This window comes from Candidatus Uabimicrobium amorphum, assembly GCF_009002475.1.
GTDB lineage: Bacteria > Planctomycetota > Uabimicrobiia > Uabimicrobiales > Uabimicrobiaceae > Uabimicrobium > Uabimicrobium amorphum.
The window spans coordinates 8,595,284-8,614,323 of the sequence record NZ_AP019860.1; the positions used below are offsets into that span (position 1 = coordinate 8,595,284).

Here is a 19,040-nt window from a genome sequence, read left to right on the forward strand (position 1 = left end):
TATCATGAATTATTTTGAAATAAAATTTTAGATGTGATGTTACTTTTTATACGCTGATAAATTTTACGGAGTGACAAAACAAATATTCCCCAGCGAGCCTGAAAATTACAAGCAAGTGTCCAGTGATAATGCAACAAATACATTTTAAATGGAAGATAGTGGATTAACGAAAATCGTTTTTGTTGTTTTTTATGGTAACGTTCTATACGAACTTCAATATTTTTGGAAAGTTTTGGCAAAGGCATAGGTAAATAACCTAGCCAATCCCTAACATAAGCAATGGCGACTGCCAAGTGAGGTAGCAAACCAAGCTCATCAGCTCGTTGCTGACATAGTTCCCAATCCACTTGTTTCCAAATTTTCGCAGCTTGGGCGATATCTAAACACAACATAATACCTTGATTTGGCAAACAATTTTTGCGTTTTGCTTGTGCTCGGTAACGCGGAATATGTTTAGCTAGATGCAAACATAAATATAAAAACTCGTCATTTACATCCATTTGCCAGTATGAATTGTCTTCGCAAATCAGTTTTGCGCGACTCCAGATATTTACGCCCAAACCACTGGCACTTTTCAATCCGAAAGGATAAAAATTTTGTCCAAAAGGAATCCCCATGAGTTGCCGATGTAATTCAATGTTGAAATTCCCAAAAGGGGACTGTTTTATATATAGTACTGCATATCCACTGGTTGCTCCCTGAGTACTATATCCATGACTTTCGAGAAGTGATTGTGCGGCGGTAAACTTTTGTGGTTTCACAAATAAGTCCATATCAGCGGACGGACGCGCTCCCAAGGTTTTCATACAAACGCGCCGTAAGCAGTAACCCCTTTAAGGGCATCACTTCGATATCCGCCGCAGCAAATAACGACAAAAGTTTTTGTAACTCTTGAAATAGCAGCATATTCTTGCGTAAACATTTGAGATAATTTTGTCGTAAGTATTCGTGTTGTTCGCGGGTGAGATCAGATCTGTGTCGCGTTTTGAGATGTAGCCATGGTAAGAGACGCTTTTCTATCGGTCGCTCTATCAGCTCATGGATTACGGATAAGTCGAGCGAGTCGGCGTTTAATGTTAGCATAACGTAGTCGCTTTATTGTTTTACAAAACCAATATATTTGTGGGATAAAACGGTGATAGTACGGCATCCAGCAGAATGAATCAATGCACCGTTTTTTGACAAAAGTCGGAAGGACATAACCATTCGCAAAAAAGAATCACAAGCATAATCAGAGTATTTTTGTGTGGGAGCAAAATCGGACAAAGCTTGTTTTACAACACAATGACCGCGCTTTTTATTCCAAATGGCGATCGCACGACCTCTTTTTAGATAAATTTCATCTCCCTCTGTATGGATCAGTTTTTTTTCCAGTTGTATTGGGATATCCACTTGATCCACAGCTTGCACTTCTATTGTTTCGTCAAAATCTGAGCCATTGATATAAAAATTTTTGTAACGGCGATCGGCAAAATTCCAGAACGAATCATTTGCCGACATCAGTCGCACTTGTGTGTGACCAATGGATAGGAATTTTTCTCTCATGATACTCCATGTCTATGGCTATGGGAAATCGCTTATATTTTGATTTTTATCATACTTTATTTATCCGTAGTTATCAAGGTGTTTATAAGCAACATTGGGAACGGAGTCGGGTTATGGAAAAATATATTTTTTCGCAGAAACCTTCTTTGTCGAAAGATTATCCGAAATACTAAAACCAAAGAGATTTTGTGCCGTTGCCTTCGGTGAAAAGTCTAGATGTGTTTCTAAAACCCAGTGCTGATTTTCTTTGTGAAATTTGCTCTTGAGTGCATTTGTCCACGTTGTGGAATACACCACTGCTTTCGCGGGAGATATACTCCAGCGCGTTATGTAATTATTGGCCGAAATAACTGCGGTGTGGTCGTCCAAGAGACACACATCGTCTATTTCACCGTAACTAGCGTTAAAGCTATGCGTAAACTGTTGATCTTTCCGATTCCACACATATATAGATCCATTTGTCCCGGCGAGAATGATGTTTTGTGTTCCTACGGCGAAATGACTGATTTCTTTCGCAGCGGTGATTGTACGGGTGGTCATTAGCGTTTTATCCAGTCGATAGATATGATTTTGCGTGGCCACAAAAATGTCTCCCTCAAATACCTTGATACTACGAATATTTGCGGTGAACTTTATCGCACGAGCGTCTTTCATTAAAGTCTGAATATCTTGATTTGCGCTTGTATCATATAAGAAAAAAGTATCTTGTGTGGCGACGACACTGTTTTTTTCATCTACGAACTTTACCAATATTTGCTGAGGTGAATGGGCGTTGAGCCGAATTTTACCGAGATCTTGGTTCGCACGTACATCAAAAAATCCAATATCGGCATCTCCATAGTTGATCGCCATAATATTACCACTTGGGCTTACACTCATAAACTTACCGAAGATATTGGTTTGTTGCGGCTCATCTTCATCTAAATCCCAAATCACCACTTGCTTATCATCATTGGCAATCACCGCATTTTTGTGTGGTTGGAACATCTCCACAGTAACAGATGTGCTTTTTCGTGCCCGCTTTGTCAATGTATTGTCATAAATCAACACATCGTTTTGTAGGGAAGAGACGATGTATTTCTTGCTGGAATTTACCAGTATTCTCTTGCCTGGCTGACTTTGGTGTGCGCGTGCTGGAATACGCCATAGTTGCAACTGTTCATTTGCTGTCGCGGCAATCACATGGTCTTTAGGAGACAGAGCAATACAATCCATCGGTGTCGTTGTCGGTATTGTTTTGATAGGGTACCCTGTTTTTAACGACAAAAGCTCCATCGTCGATTTAGAGGTGCATATGGCGATCATGTCTTGCGAAATAGATAACGTGCTGATTGCGTAGGTATATGGCCCTAAAGTATTCGCGAGTGTTTTGCGATAGGTATCCCATAGATATATTTTATTATGGTCCACGACTAACGCCAGCATTTTGTTACTTTTGCACAGTGCAATTGCCGTTACATTTCCCGGAATGGATACCTCAAAACTTGTGCGATGCGTTTTGGTGTCCCACCAACGAATTTTATTGTCAAAATCCCCACATACAGTGACAAGTTGCTCTTTGACAAAAAATAACTTACGTATCGCCGCAGGATGAGAAAGTATGGCTAAAGAGCTACGTGTGGATACGTCCCAAATCGTTGCCGCTGTTTCGGCAGATCCCACTGCGGCCATTTTATCGTCCTCGCTAAATGCCACGCTATAAATATCTTGGTTATTATGTTGGAAAAGAGTGTGTGACGTATTCTCTTCGAGGTTCCATAGTTTAGAGGTAGAGTCTTTGTTTTTAGATCCAGAAACTAGTAGGGTCGCGTTTGCGGAAAAAGCCACGCAATTGACACCTGCGCTGTGGCCAATCAAAGTTTTTTGCAATTTCCCTGTGGATGTTTGCCATAGACGCATGGTATTGTCGTCAGAAACAGAAGCGATGGTTTCGCCGTCACCACTAAACTCCAATGCGTTGATTTTTTGTGTATGCCCAGGAAATATCGAGTTGGGTAATTGATGCTCACAATTCCATATTTTTAATTGTTGGTCTTTGGTAATGATGATGACATTCTTCTCGTCGAGAAACTTAACTTTGTGTACATCAAAGTCAAGTGGTGTCGTGGATAGCTGTTTTCCGGTTTGTATATCCCATAGCCCAATGGAACGGTTTGCAAAGACAGTCACCAACCACGTTGCATTGAGCGCAATGGCATTGATTTTTACATTTTCGTCGTGCAACGAGTGTAGTAATGTTGCCCCTGACCACAACTTTGCCGTTTGCGCATCAAGTGCGGCGAAAACAAATTTTTCATACACCGCGATGTGTTCGGCACGATATTCGTGATTTGTGGTTGTCGCTGTTTGTAAATCATATGTTATCATCCCGTCTTTTGCGTTGGATGCAACAATACTTTGCGAAACACTTAGGGCATCGATGTTCTCTTGGTAATAGAGAATGTTGTGCGTATTGCTTTTTAAATCCCAGGTGTTTACTGTTGTCGCCGTATTGTATACCAAAAGATCCTTTGCCGCAAATTGTGCAAAAACGCGGTCTGTCTCTATCGCAAAATGAAGTTGTAGCTTCGCCATAGACAAGTTCCATATTTGTATACTTCCGCTTTCAAGAACGATGGCCACAAAATCACTGGTCATGGAAATGTCACGTATGCTCTCAGGACATTCAGGCAAATGCAGCACAATCTTTCCACGGAGATCACAAATATAGCAATGCTCCTCAACCGCACAAACAATGTATTTACCGCAAACCATTAGTTTGGATATTTGTTGCGATAAAATATTTTGAGGGGCCGGGCTTTTCCACAACACAAAGTTTTTCTTTATTGCCGTAGCGATTAGGCCACGCGCGGTGCGCTGAATGTTTTCTATCTGTGAGTTTGCACCGTCGGTATCTTTTATAAATTCTAACGCCTCAGCCGCATAAGCCCCTAACTTGTCCCACTCTTGCCTTTTTTGGGCTTCGCGCGCTTTGCTCATCGATATTTTGGCTAATTTGATGCGCGATTTGCGCGCATCTTTTGCTTTCTGTTGCTGTAGACGTATTGCCTCGACGGCTTTTTGTTGCGCGCGTAAGTGTTCGCGGCCGATTAAAACAGTACTGGCCGCTAAACCTATGATGATAAAAATCACCGATACTTTTAAACTTAGGCGTAAATTATTTGTGGTTTTTATCTGGCGCAACTTGCTAATTTTTTGCTGATTTATTTTTTTGCGTAGTTCTTTCACTTGTGGAGTGGTGATCTTCGAAATTTGTGCCTCTGCCAGTCCAATATCTCCATTGTGTAAGGCGATTTTAGCATACAACAGGCGTGCACTTTGCATCGCATCGCGAGCGATTTCATTCCCTTTCCACAATTCGATCGCTTGTTGAAAACGCGCAATGGATTGCGCGAATTGATCGTAGAGTTGACTGCGCTCGCCTTTTTGCAGAATAAGCTGTGCAGATGTCACCTTCACCACTTTTTTCTCACATGCGGCCAATATTTCACAGGCCTTATTGGAGATGGTATTGCTTTCGCGGTGCTTGATAAAATTTTCAATGGCCTTTTTAAACTCATGAACACATTGATAGCGCTGATGAAACTCTTTACTGAGTGCTTTGTGGCAAATTTCCTGTAGTTCTAACGGTGTTTTGGGGGGAAATTGCAATTTAGGTCCTTCGAGAACACAAGACACCACCTCCCAAACATCTTTCCCCATATGCGGAGGATCTCCGGTAATAATTTCGTATAAGATTCCTCCCAGCAAATAAATGTCTGTCCATGGCCCGATATTCTTACCTTTGCCCTGCGCTAGTTCAATCGGCATATAATGAGGCGTTCCCATCGGAGATTCAATTTTATGTTTCGATAGTGTTTTTTTCTGTACATCAGGCACTTCACTAATATCAACGGCAATTCCCCAATCCATAACTAAAACTTCGCCAAACTCGCCGATCATGATATTTTCCGGCTTGAGATCATTATGGATGATTTGCTTACTATGGGCAAAAGCCATGGCATTGCACACACTAAGAAGTATTTGTAAATGATCGTTTAAATCGTACTCAGGACTCAGCAGAATGTTATGCCACGAAGTTCCCCCCACTAATTTCATCGCCAAAATAACATCGCCATTTTCACTTTGGCCAAGTTCGTGTACGGGAACGATATTAGGATGGTCGAGAAAAGCGGTCACCACCGCTTCGTTGATAAACTTTTCTTTTAAATGCGGAACGCTATCGTTGTCGATGAGCTTTTTGATAGCAATTTCTCTTTGCAAACTAATTTGCTTTGCTTTGTAAATAACGCCCATTCCCCCACGAGCAATTTCCTCAGAAATGTCATAATTTACATTTGAAGGTTTTGCGTCGGAGTTGTAAGAAAAAACGTTGGGATCAATAACAGTGTTTTGCTCTTCAATTTTCTGATCAGAAAATAGCTCGTCCATTTCCTGTTGAGAAAATGTAATTGCAGGAAGAGAAGACTTGGCTTTTGGGGGGACAGCGTGAGATTTATAGGTACTTCCAGGGTCTTGTTGCTCCTGCTCTTCTAATTTTTTCCACCGTTGCTGCAGTTTTTTCTTATCCATATTTGTATCCAAAAAAATCACGTTTGGCAAAACCAAACAATAAGGCGTGTCACATGTACACGCCTTATCAAAAATTTATAGTAGCGTTTGTATCACTAGACCAGTAACTATGTATACACAAATAATTACTAACGTTACCGCGGGATTTTTTTGTTCCACTTCCTGAGTAATGGATATGCGAAAAAACAACATTCTTGACGCCCATAATCCCATGAATAATAGAAGAATGATTGCCAAAAACCCTGCAATAAGAGCCGTAGTTGCTTTGTGCGCTGTTATCAACAGTAGGTTATTGTTGTAAACCTCTATCGAATCTCCATTACTTTTAATAACATATTGTATGTAGTAGCCAGGATTTTTAATGACCCATACATTTGGCTGCTCTGATTTCACCATCGCTTTTGGACTGAGAGGGCAGCCTTTGTTTTCGAATAACTCAATCATTTGATTACTAATATCATTTTGCGAAAAGTCTTCCTCCATCTTGTGTTCTGCAACAAAAATAGGCGGGTTTTTCCATTCAATATTGGAGATAGAGGCAGCGATTACCAATCCTACTCCGACAAGAAAACCACCAAATAAAATTCCAGCAGACACATTATCGCGCATTTCTACTTCGTAATGAAAATCAAAACGCGATACTTTAGTGAAGATCCAGCCGCTGACAACAAATATAATTTGTCCTACGATAAAAGCAGAGGTAATGGCGAGTATATACTCAATAGCTCCTTGTTCTATTCTAGAACTGAAACTGTTCATCAAAATAAGACCCGTAGCGATAAAACCACCGCAGCAAATAGCTGCCGTTCCTAAATTGCGATCCGTGGCCAATTCTTTTTCAATGGAAAAACGATATAAAATTAGCTTGTCGAGCACTTTTTGCGAAATAACCAATAGCACAATACTAATTAATATACCGGGAATCAAATTACTCATGATACTTGGTAAACTATCCAGTAAGTTATCTTTTGCCACATGAGAGACGGAACCAATAATTGCTAAAGATATTCCAATCATGTAACCCGCTAGGCTAATACCAACCGCAGGGTTGTCTTCTTCGGTGAGCTGCTCTTTTAAAGAAAAAGAATAGGTTTTTTCATAGATAAATTTTGCAAAGACTAACGTCAATACCACAAAGATTAAAATGGGAAAAATCGTCAGTATTTGCATTGCCTTGTTCGAGATACTAATAGAAGGAATGTCAACAGTTGTGGTTTCCATCATAAATACAGAAAGCGGTATCATCGCGACCATAATGATTAAAGTAAAAATCAGAGGTGTGCTCAAACGTTTTTTCTTTACGTCACTGTGCTTAACAAGAGCAGTGACTTCGATGATTTCTGCTTTTGCTGCCTTCTTACGTGTAGTTTTCTTTTTCGGTTTGGTCTGTGTATCCTTGTCAGCAGCTTTTGTTGTTTTCGCAGTAGATTTTTTACGCGTAGTTTTCTTTTTCGGCTTTTCTTCTTCTACAGAATCCGCATCTTCTTCTTTCGCTTTTTTTGTGGTTTTCGTCTTTGCGGTAGATTTTTTACGTGTAGTTTTCTTTTTCGGCTTTTCTTCTTCTACAGAATCCGCATCTTCTTCTGTTGTTTTTTTTGTGGTCTTCGCCTTTGCGGTAGATTTTTTACGTGTAGTTTTCTTTTTCGGCTTTTCTTCTTCTACAGAATCCGCATCTTCTTCTTTCGCTTTTTTTGTGGTCTTCGCCTTTGCGGTAGATTTTTTACGCGTGGTTTTCTTTTTCGGCTTTTCTTCTTCTACAGAATCCGCATCTTCTTCTTTCGCTTTTTTTGTGGTTTTCGTCTTTGCGGTAGATTTTTTACGCGTGGTTTTCTTTTTCGGCTTTTCTTCTTCTACAGAATCCGCATCTTCTTCTGTTGTTTTTTTTGTGGTCTTCGCCTTCGCGGTAGATTTCTTACGTGTAGTTTTCTTTTTGGGCTTTTCCTCTTCAACTTCATCTTCTACTTTAGATGCCTTTTTGGTTTTGGAGGTTGATTTGCGTGTGGTTTTTTTTGAGGAAGATTTCTTCGTGTTTTGTGCTTTTTCTATCTCGGGATCTTGATTTTCTTCAACTTTTTCTGTCTTTTTTTTTGCCATTCGTATTTTATCCTCATAAAGTTTAAAAGTGGTATTTAAAACCGTACAATTTTGCTCTGTTTGTAAAGTAGCACAAAATTCTACATCGTAGCACCTTTATCGGCATTTTATATTATAACGTGAGAAAAGCGAAGTATCACAATTTTCCTTTCTTTTTTTTAAAAAAATGCCATAGACCTTTGAGTGAAACACGTGCCATTGTGGAATTACCTTTCAAGAACAATTGTAAAATTTCCAAACTTCTGAAGGCAAAAATGTAAGGAAGGAGATACCAACGATACTTTTGAATGAAGACAAGAGAGTTGCGAAACATATAATAGTAGTAGATTTTCGACTGTTGCCCCACACTTTGCGATATCTTATGCCACACACGCGAACGCGGTTCATAAACAACTCTTAATCCACAACGTTGTACTGCGAAATTCCAATCGCTGTCTTCAAAATATAAAAAATACTCTTCGGGCATTAAACCTACTTTGGCAATGGCTTCTGCGCTAATCAATAAACTGCAACCGGAAATAAAATCCACATCTTGTTGTTGTGAAAATTGTGGACCATCTTCTTGTAACATACCAATATGTTGTGTGTAACCCGTACGTTGAAGAAACTTTCCTCCGGCAAACCACAGTTTATTTGAATCATAGTAATAAATTTTCGATCCAACGATACCAATTCGCGGATCACTTTCCGCGGTGTCAATAAGAGCACGGAGCGTAAGCGGTTCTATTACCGTATCATTGTTTAGTAGCCAAAAGTACTGACAGTTATATTTTTCTTGTGCATAGCGAATGCCAAAGTTATTGCCCCCCGCAAAGCCGAGATTATCACCACTTTGCAGGATCGTAACGTCAGGAGCGTCGCCAAAATTCTCCATCAAGATCTCATATGACTGATCCGAAGAGTTGTTGTCAACAACAACCATATGGAAAGAGGTGTCTTGTAATTTTTGACAAGATTTTACACACTCTACTGTGTCTTGCCAACCATTCCAGTTAACGAGTATAATAGCCGTTTTTATTTGCATAATAAAATCTTTAAAGTCGCTTTTGCCGCTTGCAAACCTAATATCCAGTGAGAACGAAGTAATACAGGCTCTAGTAAATACACCAATTGTGGCTGTCGCGATTTTTCCACAGCAACCACAATCGCCGCCCGTACATTTTCCCGACCATACTGTAGCAGAGGTTCCGCAAAGCGTAATAGAGAATAGTGTTGGCGTTGTGAAATTTGTTCGACAACATGTAGCTGTAGTTCTTCGTCTTTGGCGTTTAGAGCATTGCTTACTATTTTTTGCGCTGCTTCAGGATGCTGATTATATAAAATCAGTGTCGCCGTAATTTTTGTACGTATATCTGGTGTTTCGGTAGGTTTCAATAACTCCGTGGGGGAAATAGCGCTTTCTCCCAGTTTGAGTATACTTTCAATCGCTGCGAGTTTGTGATCCCAGTCACCGCTGACGATCATATTCTGTAACACAGGTAAAGCCTCGCGTTTTCCAAGTTCTGCGAGTTTTTGTGCGGTAAGAAATTGCACCCAAGCATCAGCACAATCTAACATCTCATAGAGAAACTTATAGCCTTGTTGATGCTTGCGTGCCAAATGGTAAGCCCCTTCTAAACGGAGTAAATACGGCAATTCGTAATCACCATTTGCTATTTTTTTCAGTTCGCCTACCGCCTTTTTATTGCCACAAATAGGTAGTGACTCCACTGCGCATTTTTTCACATAATCACTCTTGTCACGCAGGGCGTTTGCTATTTGAGTAAAATATTCACCAGAGTTTAGTTGGGCAAAAGCAAGTATAGCCTGCCCACGAGTGTGGGCATCGCTATCTTGAGAAGCATATTTATCAATAACGGAACAAAATTCGGCTTTTTGTGACGCGGCAATCGCTTTTACCGCACGTTCGCGAATTAGAGCACTTTGATGTTGTAGTCCTTCGACAACAGTATCTAATCCTCTGTCATCGCAAACATGAGCAAAAGCTTCACATGCGCTAAACCTGATGAACCACTCTTGGTGTTGGTAATTTTGTTCTAATAAATTATAAGCATGGTGCTGGAGTTGTGCAGGGTCCATAGTTACCTTTACTTTTTGAGATTTCGGGCATATATTTCGTCTTGTACTGCTTCCTCATCACGTTTTAATTTTCGGTATATCTTGGCGCGTTGTATATAGTAATGAGATTTACTTGGCAGTAACTTTACCGCTAAATCATAACTCTGCAACGCAAGACGGATATACGATGGATTTTTGGTCTTTTTATGCAAGCCTTCGTAAGCACGCCCTTTCAGTAAATAGACGTCCGATAAACCGGGATCATATTTCAACGCCGATTCCACATCTTCAATAGCCTTTTCAAAAGCTTTGAGTTTAAGGTAACTAATGCAACGATATTTGTATATCTCTGACTTTTCCGGAGCTACCACGATGGCTTTTTTGTAACTCTCTATCGCTTTTTTATATTTTTTTTGTATATGCAAAATTTGTCCTTGGTACAAAAAAGCCAGATACAATTTCGGGTTTAAAATCAAAGATTTTTTATAAAAGTTCATTGCTTCTTGCAACTCACCATATTGTTGATAGTCTTGCCCCATTTCAAGATAGATATACGCTTGCTGCGAGATGTAAGAATTACTCTTATCATATAATGCGCTAACTTTAGGAGCAAGCGCTCGATCTAAAGTCATCGCCTTTTTGTAGTCCTCGCTTGCTTCAATAAAATTATTTCTCTTGTCGTGTATTTTTCCACGCTCGTAGTAGGCCCCTGCAAGTGTCGGGTCTTCTTTTATGGCTTTGCTAAAAAACTCATATGCCTTTTTCGTCTTTTTTTGTTGGTTGTATATTTTCCCGAGTTCGTAGTATGTGGGTGCGTGTTTTTTTATCTTGAGTACGCGCTGAAAATCCTCTGCCGCTTTTGCAGAATTGCCTAGGGCAAGATAAGTAGCGCCTCGGTTGTAGAAAGCTTCCCAGTACTTTGGATTTCGTTCGATGGCATACGAAAAAGATTTCACCGCTTGCTGATGCTTATACTTTTTCCCCAAACTAATACCACGATAATAATAGCCTTTCGGGTCTTTGGCATCCACCAGAATGGACAATTCTGCTTGGAATAATGCTTTGTCGTACTGCTTTTTACTTTGTAGTTCAACACACTTGTCGAGAAAGATGCGATTGTATTTCGCATATTTTTGTAACTCTTTGATCATTTCTTGCTGTGTTTGACGAAAATTCTTAATATGCTGGCGCATGTTGCTGATCTGTTCGCGTCTTTTATCCGAAAAAGTACTCCCGTGCAATTTATTCATCAGCACCACAAAATCTTTGGTGTCTTTTTGCAAAGCCGTAGCGCGGTCAATAATTTTCTGCAAAGGCATTACTTTTTTCACGTTTAATTGGATACGCGCGGCCGCCCTAGCAATATAACGTGCATAATTTACTTTTTCAAATTGATCAAACTCATCAAAAAGACTTTGCAACTCTTCGCGATATCCACGTTTCGATTTTTGTACATAGGGACGAATTCGTAGTAGAGCTTTGTTAATGTCCTGAGGTTTACTGTAACGCATTCTTCGCGCATCTTTATAATACTTTTGCGCGTTCAAGTAATTTTGTTGTTTTTCCAACACACGCGCTTTCAAATATAAAAAGCTAGGATTTAGCGGACGTATTTTTAAAGCCCAATTGCATAAAGATTCCGCTTTGTCGAATTTTTTTTGCTTAAAAGCTTTTCGGTAGCGCTTAGTGATATTCTCGAGAACCTCATCTTGAGAGGGAAGTATTTTCGCGACAATGTCATTCGCCAATTTCTCTAATGTGTCCACACGTCCACGAAGAGCAGTTGACTTAAGAATGGCGTTATTGTCTGTTTGGATTAAACGCACACTTATGGCCAATTCGTTTTCCACAGGAAAAACGATTTCTCCTTGTAAAATAAAACTAAACAGTTTGGATATTTTTGCAGTGTGTTTTGTTCGATATTTTATATTTCTCAACTTCTTCGGAGAAAGTTTTTGCGCTTTTAATTCTTCCGCCGCCTGTTTTGGTGGCTTGACCGTATATGTTTTTGTTTGATAAGCGGCTTTGAGTAAATTTTTATTTAAATTTGTCGTAATACTACGATGATAGGCGTTTTGTACTTTACTCTCCAAACTCAAGGGCATGACAAATAGAGTATCGGCTTCTTGAGCTGCAATCGTATGGAAGGCAAGTACTGTTGATAATATGAGTACTAATTTCTTGATCATAGAGATTTCCTTAACTATATTACCCTTTATTTGTAGAGTTAAACGGGTTATTATTTTGTGATAAAGTACTCCGCCATTTTTGCGTTGACGAAAAGTTCAACACTGCGGAGATTGTATTGATTGTAATAAACTGCGCACTGTAAATTTTTGTGTACAAAACAGTAATAGTCAAGAGTAGATTTTTTTAGCCAACGACAATGCCTAATTCTTGCGTCAATTGTTCTAGTTGAGTTTGAAAATTCTCTAATGTGCCATCATTTGTTATGTAATAATCGCAGAGAGCTATAGGACCGCCCTTTTCGATTTGTTCGATCTCGGCAAAATCTCTTTTTTCAGATTCTTCAGCTGACAAGGGACGTGTAGGACGATTTTGCAAACGTTCATAGCGTACGCCTCTCTTCGCGATAACGGCCAAAAGAATTAGTGGTACGTTGGTATTTTGTCGCAAAAAAGTATATTCACTCCAACTGTACAAACCATCTAAAAGTACATAGTTGTTTGTCTCCAAGTGCTCATTAATTTTTGGCAGTGATAGTTTCGCATATGCCCCCATGCCATGTTGCTCTCTCAATGCAACGCGGGTTTTTTTTTCATTGTCTTGCCCAGGCTCCAAGCCACGATTTTTCATTTCTTGTAAGGTAATGTCACCAAAATAAATATATGGCATTTGGTATTTCTGAACCAACAAGTCAACAGCCGTTGATTTTCCTGAGCCAGCCATACCAACTACCGCGAGAATTTTTTTGTCACTCATTTTGTTTTTTCCATTGTTTTAGAATCATGAATAAACCTTTCTCCCATCATAGCGTGAGATCGCGTTTGTCTCAAGCTTTTTCTACCATCTAAATCGAAAAACATTTTATCTTGAAAGTATTGATAATTATGGAAAAATAATTATTGGAATCACTTGCAAAGGATAGTTCTTTTTGCTATACTCGCAACGCTTGCAAATTCTTGTCTTAAGTAGTGCCAATCGTTATATTTAAACTACTAAGAGGTTACCCCCCACCTATTTACCTCTAAAAAAGAAAAGTTTTATAACAATTTAGTATTAAGATAAGAATTGGATTGTTTTTGTTCACTCTTCACTGAACCTAAAGTGGTGACATCATAAATACTGTGTTCCACAAGCTCAAAGATAGATAGAACGAAAACTTTTCTTAATGTACAAAGTTGGATATTATATGCATTTAAGACTCGGGCGCTAAAGTCATTTAAACTTATATTCTTAAATCACTTACGAACTAAGATTGAATGATTTTAAGCGCTCCTCGGACGTACGTTGTACGCACTGAGATGTAAATTGCATAAACATCATAGTTTATGGAGGAGATTTTAATGAAGCGAATAGTTAGTGCGCTTCTCATGGTTTTTTCTGTGGCGTTATTTGCACAGCAGCCCACTAGAATAACCATAGATCCTGTAGCTGCTGTCAACCCTGTAAAAACACAACACACTTTCGTCGTTACTGTATACGATGAAAACGGAAATCCTCTTGGTGGACAAAAAGTCGAGTGGATTTTATCACGCGGTAACATCTGTGTTGGTGACATCGTTGAACACGATGACAAAGGGGCAATTGTCGATGGTCAAAAAGTTGACAAAATATCGAACCACTATTCGGTAACATACACCAACGACGGACCAAAAACATTGGATTTCGGTAATGACAATCCCAATGACGATTTAAACCTAACCGTCGGACAGACATGGTGCACAATTACTTCTCCTATCGAAGGGGAAACTCATGTCATCGCTTTCTGTCCAGGAATAAAAGATGCAAGCCAACACAAAGTTTATGCCGTTAAATATTGGATTGACGCTGACATTCAATGGCCAGTAAACGCTATCAACCGCGTTGGTGATCCTCACACTTTTACCTTCAAACTCATTAAAGCTTCTTCCCGTACACCTCTTCCTGGTTATCGCGTACGCTGGAAACTCGTCGAAGGTGGCGTTCCTGCATATCTAAACGATAGCGAAGAAAATAAAGAAGTTGAAGTACAAACAAATGAAGAAGGTGAAGCAAAAGTTACTTTAACGCAAATCAACCCTGATCCAGGACAAAACGATATTGAAATTGAACTCCGCGATCCAGATGGTAAACTTCTCGCAGTACGCAAAGTGACCAAACGCTGGATTTCACCACAAATGAGTATCGTAAAAACTGGACCAGCAGAAGGCATTTTAAACGAAAATGTTAGTTACACCATTACGGTAACAAACTCTGGTGAAGGTGAAGCTCGCGATGTAAAAGTTTTAGATACTCTTCCATCAGGCCTCGCGTTCGAAAGCGCACAACCTGAACCAGCGGCTGTAAGAGGAAACAAAGTTCGTTGGAATTTAGGTACGCTAGCTTCTAACGAAAGTAAGCAAATTAACTTAGTTGTCAAGGCAAAGAAAACAGGCAAACAAGTTAACAAAGCGCAAGTTAGAACTGATCGCGGCGAAGGACCAGCTGCCACTGCGGAAACACTCATTGGTGCTCCTGAACTTTACATTGTAAAAACCGGTCAAGCGTTGGCGAGATTGGGTGAATCTCCTGCATATAGAATCACCATCAAAAACCGCGGTAGTGCACCTGCACGCAATGTAATTGTAAAAGACCAAATACCTGCAGGGTTCAAGTATCGTGGACGCGACACAGGTAAATTTGCTTTAAAATGGAATGTAGGAACTCTACAACGCAATGAAGAGCGTTCTTTTGACTATGTACTACAAACTCAACAAGAAGGTGATTTTGTAAACGTTGCTCAAGCGGTCTCAGGCGGTAAGGTAGTTCACGAAGCACGCTTCACAACTAAAGTTGTTAACCCAAACATTACTGTGAAAAAACGTGCTAGCGGACGTGTAATATTCCTGAATAAAACAGTAGTATTCACTATCACCGTGAAAAACGAAGGTAGTGGTGATGCACGAGGTGTAGATGTTGTTGATACTCTTCCTTCACAGCTAGAGTACATCTCTTCAGAGCCTCAAGGTTCTTTCCGCCCTGCTAGAGGCGAACAACTTGCCACAGTAAGATGGCAGTTCCCGAAACTAGGCGCAGGCGAAAGCATTGATATCAAAGTTACAGCGCGTGGTATCGCACAAGTTCCTCGTTGTATAAACACTGTAAAAGTGACAAGTGAAGGTAGAGAAGTTGAAGACCAGGCCGCCTTGAGAATCCAAGGGGTATCTGCGATGCACTTGTCTACATATGACACAGACGATCCGGTTGAAGTAGGACAACAAACCGTTTACGTTATTACAGCGCGCAACGAAGGTACAAGTGCTTGTACAAGCGTAGAACTCAAAAATACAATTCCAGAAGAAATGGAATTTGTAAAAGCTGAGGGACCAGGTGAATTTGAATTCGATGAAACCACTCGTGCTGTTAATTTCGCAGCTGTAGCCATCCTGCAACCAGGTGATAAATTGACATTTAAAGTCGTTTGTCGTGCAATTGCAGAAGGTTCTGCGAAAAACACCGCTCGTCTAAAATATGCTGAATTTGACAAGCCTATTATCGACGAAGAAGGTACAAGTGTCTACAAGTAAGCTTTTGCTATTGTTTACGCCTTTTACGAAATTGTAAATGGTTTTCTCATCTCGGTGTAATGCCGAGATGAGATTTATATATCAACCAAGAGGGAAATGCGCACGTACCATATGTAAGACTTACAATTGTGTGTGCGTAATCGCCTTCTTGTTTTGTGGAAGGGATTTTTAATGCTAAGAATATTTTTATGTTTTATCGTTGCCACAGCAATGATTGCATGCTCTAGTTCGCAAAAAACGAACAATAGTAAGAGCGATACGCAACAAACAGTAAGTAATCAAAACACAAGTGATTCAACAAGCACTGATCATAGTGCGAGTCACTCAGATTCTTCACACTCAACTACTCAAAAAGTATCTGCTATGTACAATGCTGGTTTTGCTGGTGTTAACAACGCTGCAGTTAGCGATTGGACAAAGTCTGACTGGTCTGACCTAGGCGCGGTTTGGGTTGCAGAAAACGCAAGTAGCTATTCTACTTCTGCACCTGCGGCAAATCCTACCGGAAATAACAACATGAACAGCGGTAGTGACATGGGCGGCGACATGGGTGGAAGCGATGCCATCATGGACGAAGCTATGGATGCTTCTGATGCAGCAGTTGATGAAGCTGAAGATGCAATGGAAGATGCCGAAGCTGGTATGGATGAAGCTATGGATGCTGGTGAAGCAGCTATGGATGAAACCATGGACGATGCCGAAGCAGCTATGGATGATGCTGAAGCTTCTGGTGATGACTGGGGTGATGACGCTGGTGACGCTGCTGACGAAGCTATGGACGCTGGTGAAGAAGCTATGGATGAAGCTGGCGACGCTGCTGAAGAAGCGGGCGATGACTGGGGTGATGACGCTGGTGACGCTGCTGACGAAGCTATGGACGCTGGTGAAGAAGCTATGGATGAAACTGGCGACGCTGCTGAAGAAGCGGGCGATGACTGGGGTGATGACGCTGGTGACGCTGCTGACGAAGCTATGGACGCTGGTGAAGAAGCTATGGATGAAGCTGGCGACGCTGCTGAAGAAGCGGGCGATGACTGGGGTGATGACGCTGGTGACGCTGACAGTGGCGAAGAACGCGCTGATGAAGCTGGTGGCGACGACGAATGGGGTGATGATGCTGGTGACGCTGCTGAAGAAGCTGGCGATGACGCTGGTGGAGACGACTGGGGCGACGATGCTGGTGGCGATGACGCTGGTGACGAAGACTGGGGCGACGACGATGCTGGTGATGACGCTGGTGACGACGAAGAATGGTAAGATCTAGCACATTTGTATTAACCCTGTAAAAAAAGTGGCGTTCAAACGCCACTTTTTTTAGTAATAGAAAGATTTGGGAAAATGAAGTCTCTTGTAGTTATACCTATGTTTTGCCTCTTGATTGCGGGATGTAATTTCGACGCAATTGCCAAAGAACAATTTGTCAATAACATAAAAAAAACACAGCAACACGTTCAACAAACGGAAAACTTCTTCGTCGTTGAAAAAGCAACTCCATCCATGTTATTAATGCTAGATTCTTTCATTGCCGAAAACCCCGAAGATCAATTTTTGTTGTTACAGGGTGCTCAAATGCACTTCACCTATGCTGCTCTTTTTATTGATAATGAAGAGAATTCTTCGTGGGCAGGTATGCACTACAAACAAGCGAGAGAATATGCCGCCAAAGCATGCGACTTTTCCTCTAAAGTAAACAAACAAAGTTTTAATAATCGGTTAAATCGATTAAATCCAGAAGACATCGAGGCGGTTTTTTGGTTAGCGATGACTTGGGGAAGTTGGATCTCCGTCAATACAGAGAGTATTGCCCTTTTAGATGAACTGCCCTTTGTCGAAGCTTTAATGAAAAAAGTGATTGCTTGGGATGAAAAATACCAAAATGGTATACCTTTCATGTTTTTAGGTAAACTCAACTCCAAAAACAAAGCTGCAAAAAGCTATTTTGAAAAGGCGCTTAAAATATCGCAGCGAAAATTACTATTAATCCACGTAGAGTATGCAAAAACATTGGCAAGATTTTATTCTGACAAGCCCTTATTTGAGAGCTTACTAACAGAAGCAATCAATACATGGAAAAACAGAAAAGAGAAAAATTTAAAACAGAACTTTACACTTGTGAATTCGGTTTCTTATAATAAAGCTAAAAATCTTCTTTATGACATAGAGGAGTTTTACGAAGAAGAAGACGAAGACGAAGAGGAAGATGAAGATGAATAAAATTTCTCAACAGAGTCGAGAGATATGCTAGGATATACGCTGTTATGGATGTAAAATGTGAAATTGTCGCCAACACAAATGTCGGGCGACAGCGTTTTCGTAATGAAGATAACTTTATTGTATTGGAAAAATTTTCACTTGCGATTGTTGCTGATGGTATGGGCGGACATGTTGACGGAGATGTTGCCAGCCGTATTGTTACAGAAACACTTAATGAACGTTATGAAAACCTATACGGGGAAAAAGTAAGCGACAACGAGGAAAAAGTTGAAAATCAAGAAAGATTTCTTGCCGAAAGCATAGAACAAGCCAATTTTAAAATATTCGAAAAAAACCAGGGAGTGTTCTCTCTCGAAAGTATGGGAACCACGGTTGTCGGATTACAAATTACTCATTGTGGTCACTCAATTACGGCATGTGTCGGAGACAGCCGTATTTATCGCATTAGAAACGACGAAATAGAGCAAATTACCGAGGACCATTCTTTGGTAGGTGAATTGCTAAGACACAATATTATTCATGAAAAAGATTTAATGTTCTTACAGAACAAAAATATCATTACACGCGCCTTGGGAATGGGGCAAAATGTAACGGTCGATACCAAAGTACACAAATTAGAACATGACGACCTTTTTTTACTGTGTACAGATGGATTGAGTGATCTCGTTGAAAACGATGCCATATTAAAAGTAGTGCTCGAAAGTGAGGGGTTACAACAAACTGTTGATAACCTAATTGATGCAGCAAACGAGGCGGGAGGTTCGGACAACATTACAGTCGCTCTTGTAAAGGTCCAATGTGAATAAAACCTCTTGTTTCATGTCGCAA

General features: G+C 40.3%; 13 protein-coding genes. 4 read left to right on the forward strand and 9 right to left on the reverse strand.

Annotated features, from left to right (window positions below):
• Nucleotides 1-2 precede the first annotated feature (2 nt).
• The 9 genes from UABAM_RS30215 to UABAM_RS30255 form a co-directional block, all read right to left on the reverse strand.
• A complete protein-coding gene (locus tag UABAM_RS30215; RefSeq protein WP_151971713.1) occupies nucleotides 3-806 on the reverse strand; it encodes a nucleotidyltransferase family protein in 804 nt (267 codons plus the stop codon).
• The gene (locus UABAM_RS30220; RefSeq protein ID WP_151971714.1) at nucleotides 775-1,083 is read right to left on the reverse strand and encodes a nucleotidyltransferase family protein; all 309 of its coding nucleotides are present in this window, start codon (nucleotides 1,081-1,083) and stop codon (nucleotides 775-777) included. The genes UABAM_RS30215 and UABAM_RS30220 overlap by 32 nt, the downstream gene beginning before the upstream one ends.
• A gap of 12 nt (nucleotides 1,084-1,095) precedes the next feature.
• Nucleotides 1,096-1,545, reverse strand: coding sequence for a hypothetical protein (locus tag UABAM_RS30225; protein WP_151971715.1), 450 nt, complete (start codon nucleotides 1,543-1,545; stop codon nucleotides 1,096-1,098).
• Nucleotides 1,546-1,656: 111 nt separating this feature from the next.
• A complete protein-coding gene (locus tag UABAM_RS30230; protein WP_151971716.1) occupies nucleotides 1,657-6,117 on the reverse strand; it encodes a WD40 repeat domain-containing serine/threonine-protein kinase in 4,461 nt (1,486 codons plus the stop codon).
• A 75-nt stretch (nucleotides 6,118-6,192) separates the two neighbouring features.
• Nucleotides 6,193-8,211, reverse strand: a complete 2,019-nt coding sequence (locus UABAM_RS30235; protein ID WP_151971717.1) for a DUF350 domain-containing protein — start codon at nucleotides 8,209-8,211, stop codon at nucleotides 6,193-6,195.
• Between the two features lie 136 nt (nucleotides 8,212-8,347).
• Complete coding sequence (locus tag UABAM_RS30240; protein ID WP_151971718.1) at nucleotides 8,348-9,235, reverse strand: glycosyltransferase family 2 protein; 888 nt, start codon at nucleotides 9,233-9,235, stop codon at nucleotides 8,348-8,350.
• On the reverse strand, nucleotides 9,226-10,290 hold the full coding sequence (locus tag UABAM_RS30245) for a HEAT repeat domain-containing protein (RefSeq protein WP_151971719.1): 1,065 nt from the start codon (nucleotides 10,288-10,290) through the stop codon (nucleotides 9,226-9,228). Before UABAM_RS30245 ends, UABAM_RS30240 begins: the two co-directional genes overlap by 10 nt.
• An 8-nt stretch (nucleotides 10,291-10,298) precedes the next feature.
• The gene (locus tag UABAM_RS30250; protein ID WP_151971720.1) at nucleotides 10,299-12,458 is read right to left on the reverse strand and encodes a tetratricopeptide repeat protein; all 2,160 of its coding nucleotides are present in this window, start codon (nucleotides 12,456-12,458) and stop codon (nucleotides 10,299-10,301) included.
• A 184-nt stretch (nucleotides 12,459-12,642) separates the two neighbouring features.
• On the reverse strand, nucleotides 12,643-13,212 hold the full coding sequence (locus UABAM_RS30255; RefSeq protein WP_151971721.1) for an AAA family ATPase: 570 nt from the start codon (nucleotides 13,210-13,212) through the stop codon (nucleotides 12,643-12,645).
• Between the two features lie 584 nt (nucleotides 13,213-13,796).
• On the opposite strand from UABAM_RS30255, the gene UABAM_RS30260 reads away from it, so the two are divergent.
• The 4 genes from UABAM_RS30260 to UABAM_RS30275 all read left to right on the forward strand — a co-directional run bounded on the left by UABAM_RS30260 (nucleotide 13,797) and on the right by UABAM_RS30275 (nucleotide 19,018).
• Nucleotides 13,797-15,998: a DUF11 domain-containing protein gene (locus UABAM_RS30260; RefSeq protein ID WP_173013662.1), complete on the forward strand. Its 2,202-nt coding sequence runs from the start codon at nucleotides 13,797-13,799 to the stop codon at nucleotides 15,996-15,998.
• A gap of 171 nt (nucleotides 15,999-16,169) precedes the next feature.
• Nucleotides 16,170-17,255: a hypothetical protein gene (locus UABAM_RS30265; RefSeq protein ID WP_151971723.1), complete on the forward strand. Its 1,086-nt coding sequence runs from the start codon at nucleotides 16,170-16,172 to the stop codon at nucleotides 17,253-17,255.
• A gap of 81 nt (nucleotides 17,256-17,336) precedes the next feature.
• Nucleotides 17,337-18,212 (forward strand): TRAP transporter TatT component family protein, encoded by an 876-nt coding sequence (locus UABAM_RS30270; protein ID WP_151971724.1) that lies wholly within the window; start codon nucleotides 17,337-17,339, stop codon nucleotides 18,210-18,212.
• A gap of 44 nt (nucleotides 18,213-18,256) precedes the next feature.
• Complete coding sequence (locus tag UABAM_RS30275) at nucleotides 18,257-19,018, forward strand: Stp1/IreP family PP2C-type Ser/Thr phosphatase (RefSeq protein ID WP_151971725.1); 762 nt, start codon at nucleotides 18,257-18,259, stop codon at nucleotides 19,016-19,018.
• The last annotated feature ends 22 nt before the right edge of the window (nucleotides 19,019-19,040 follow it).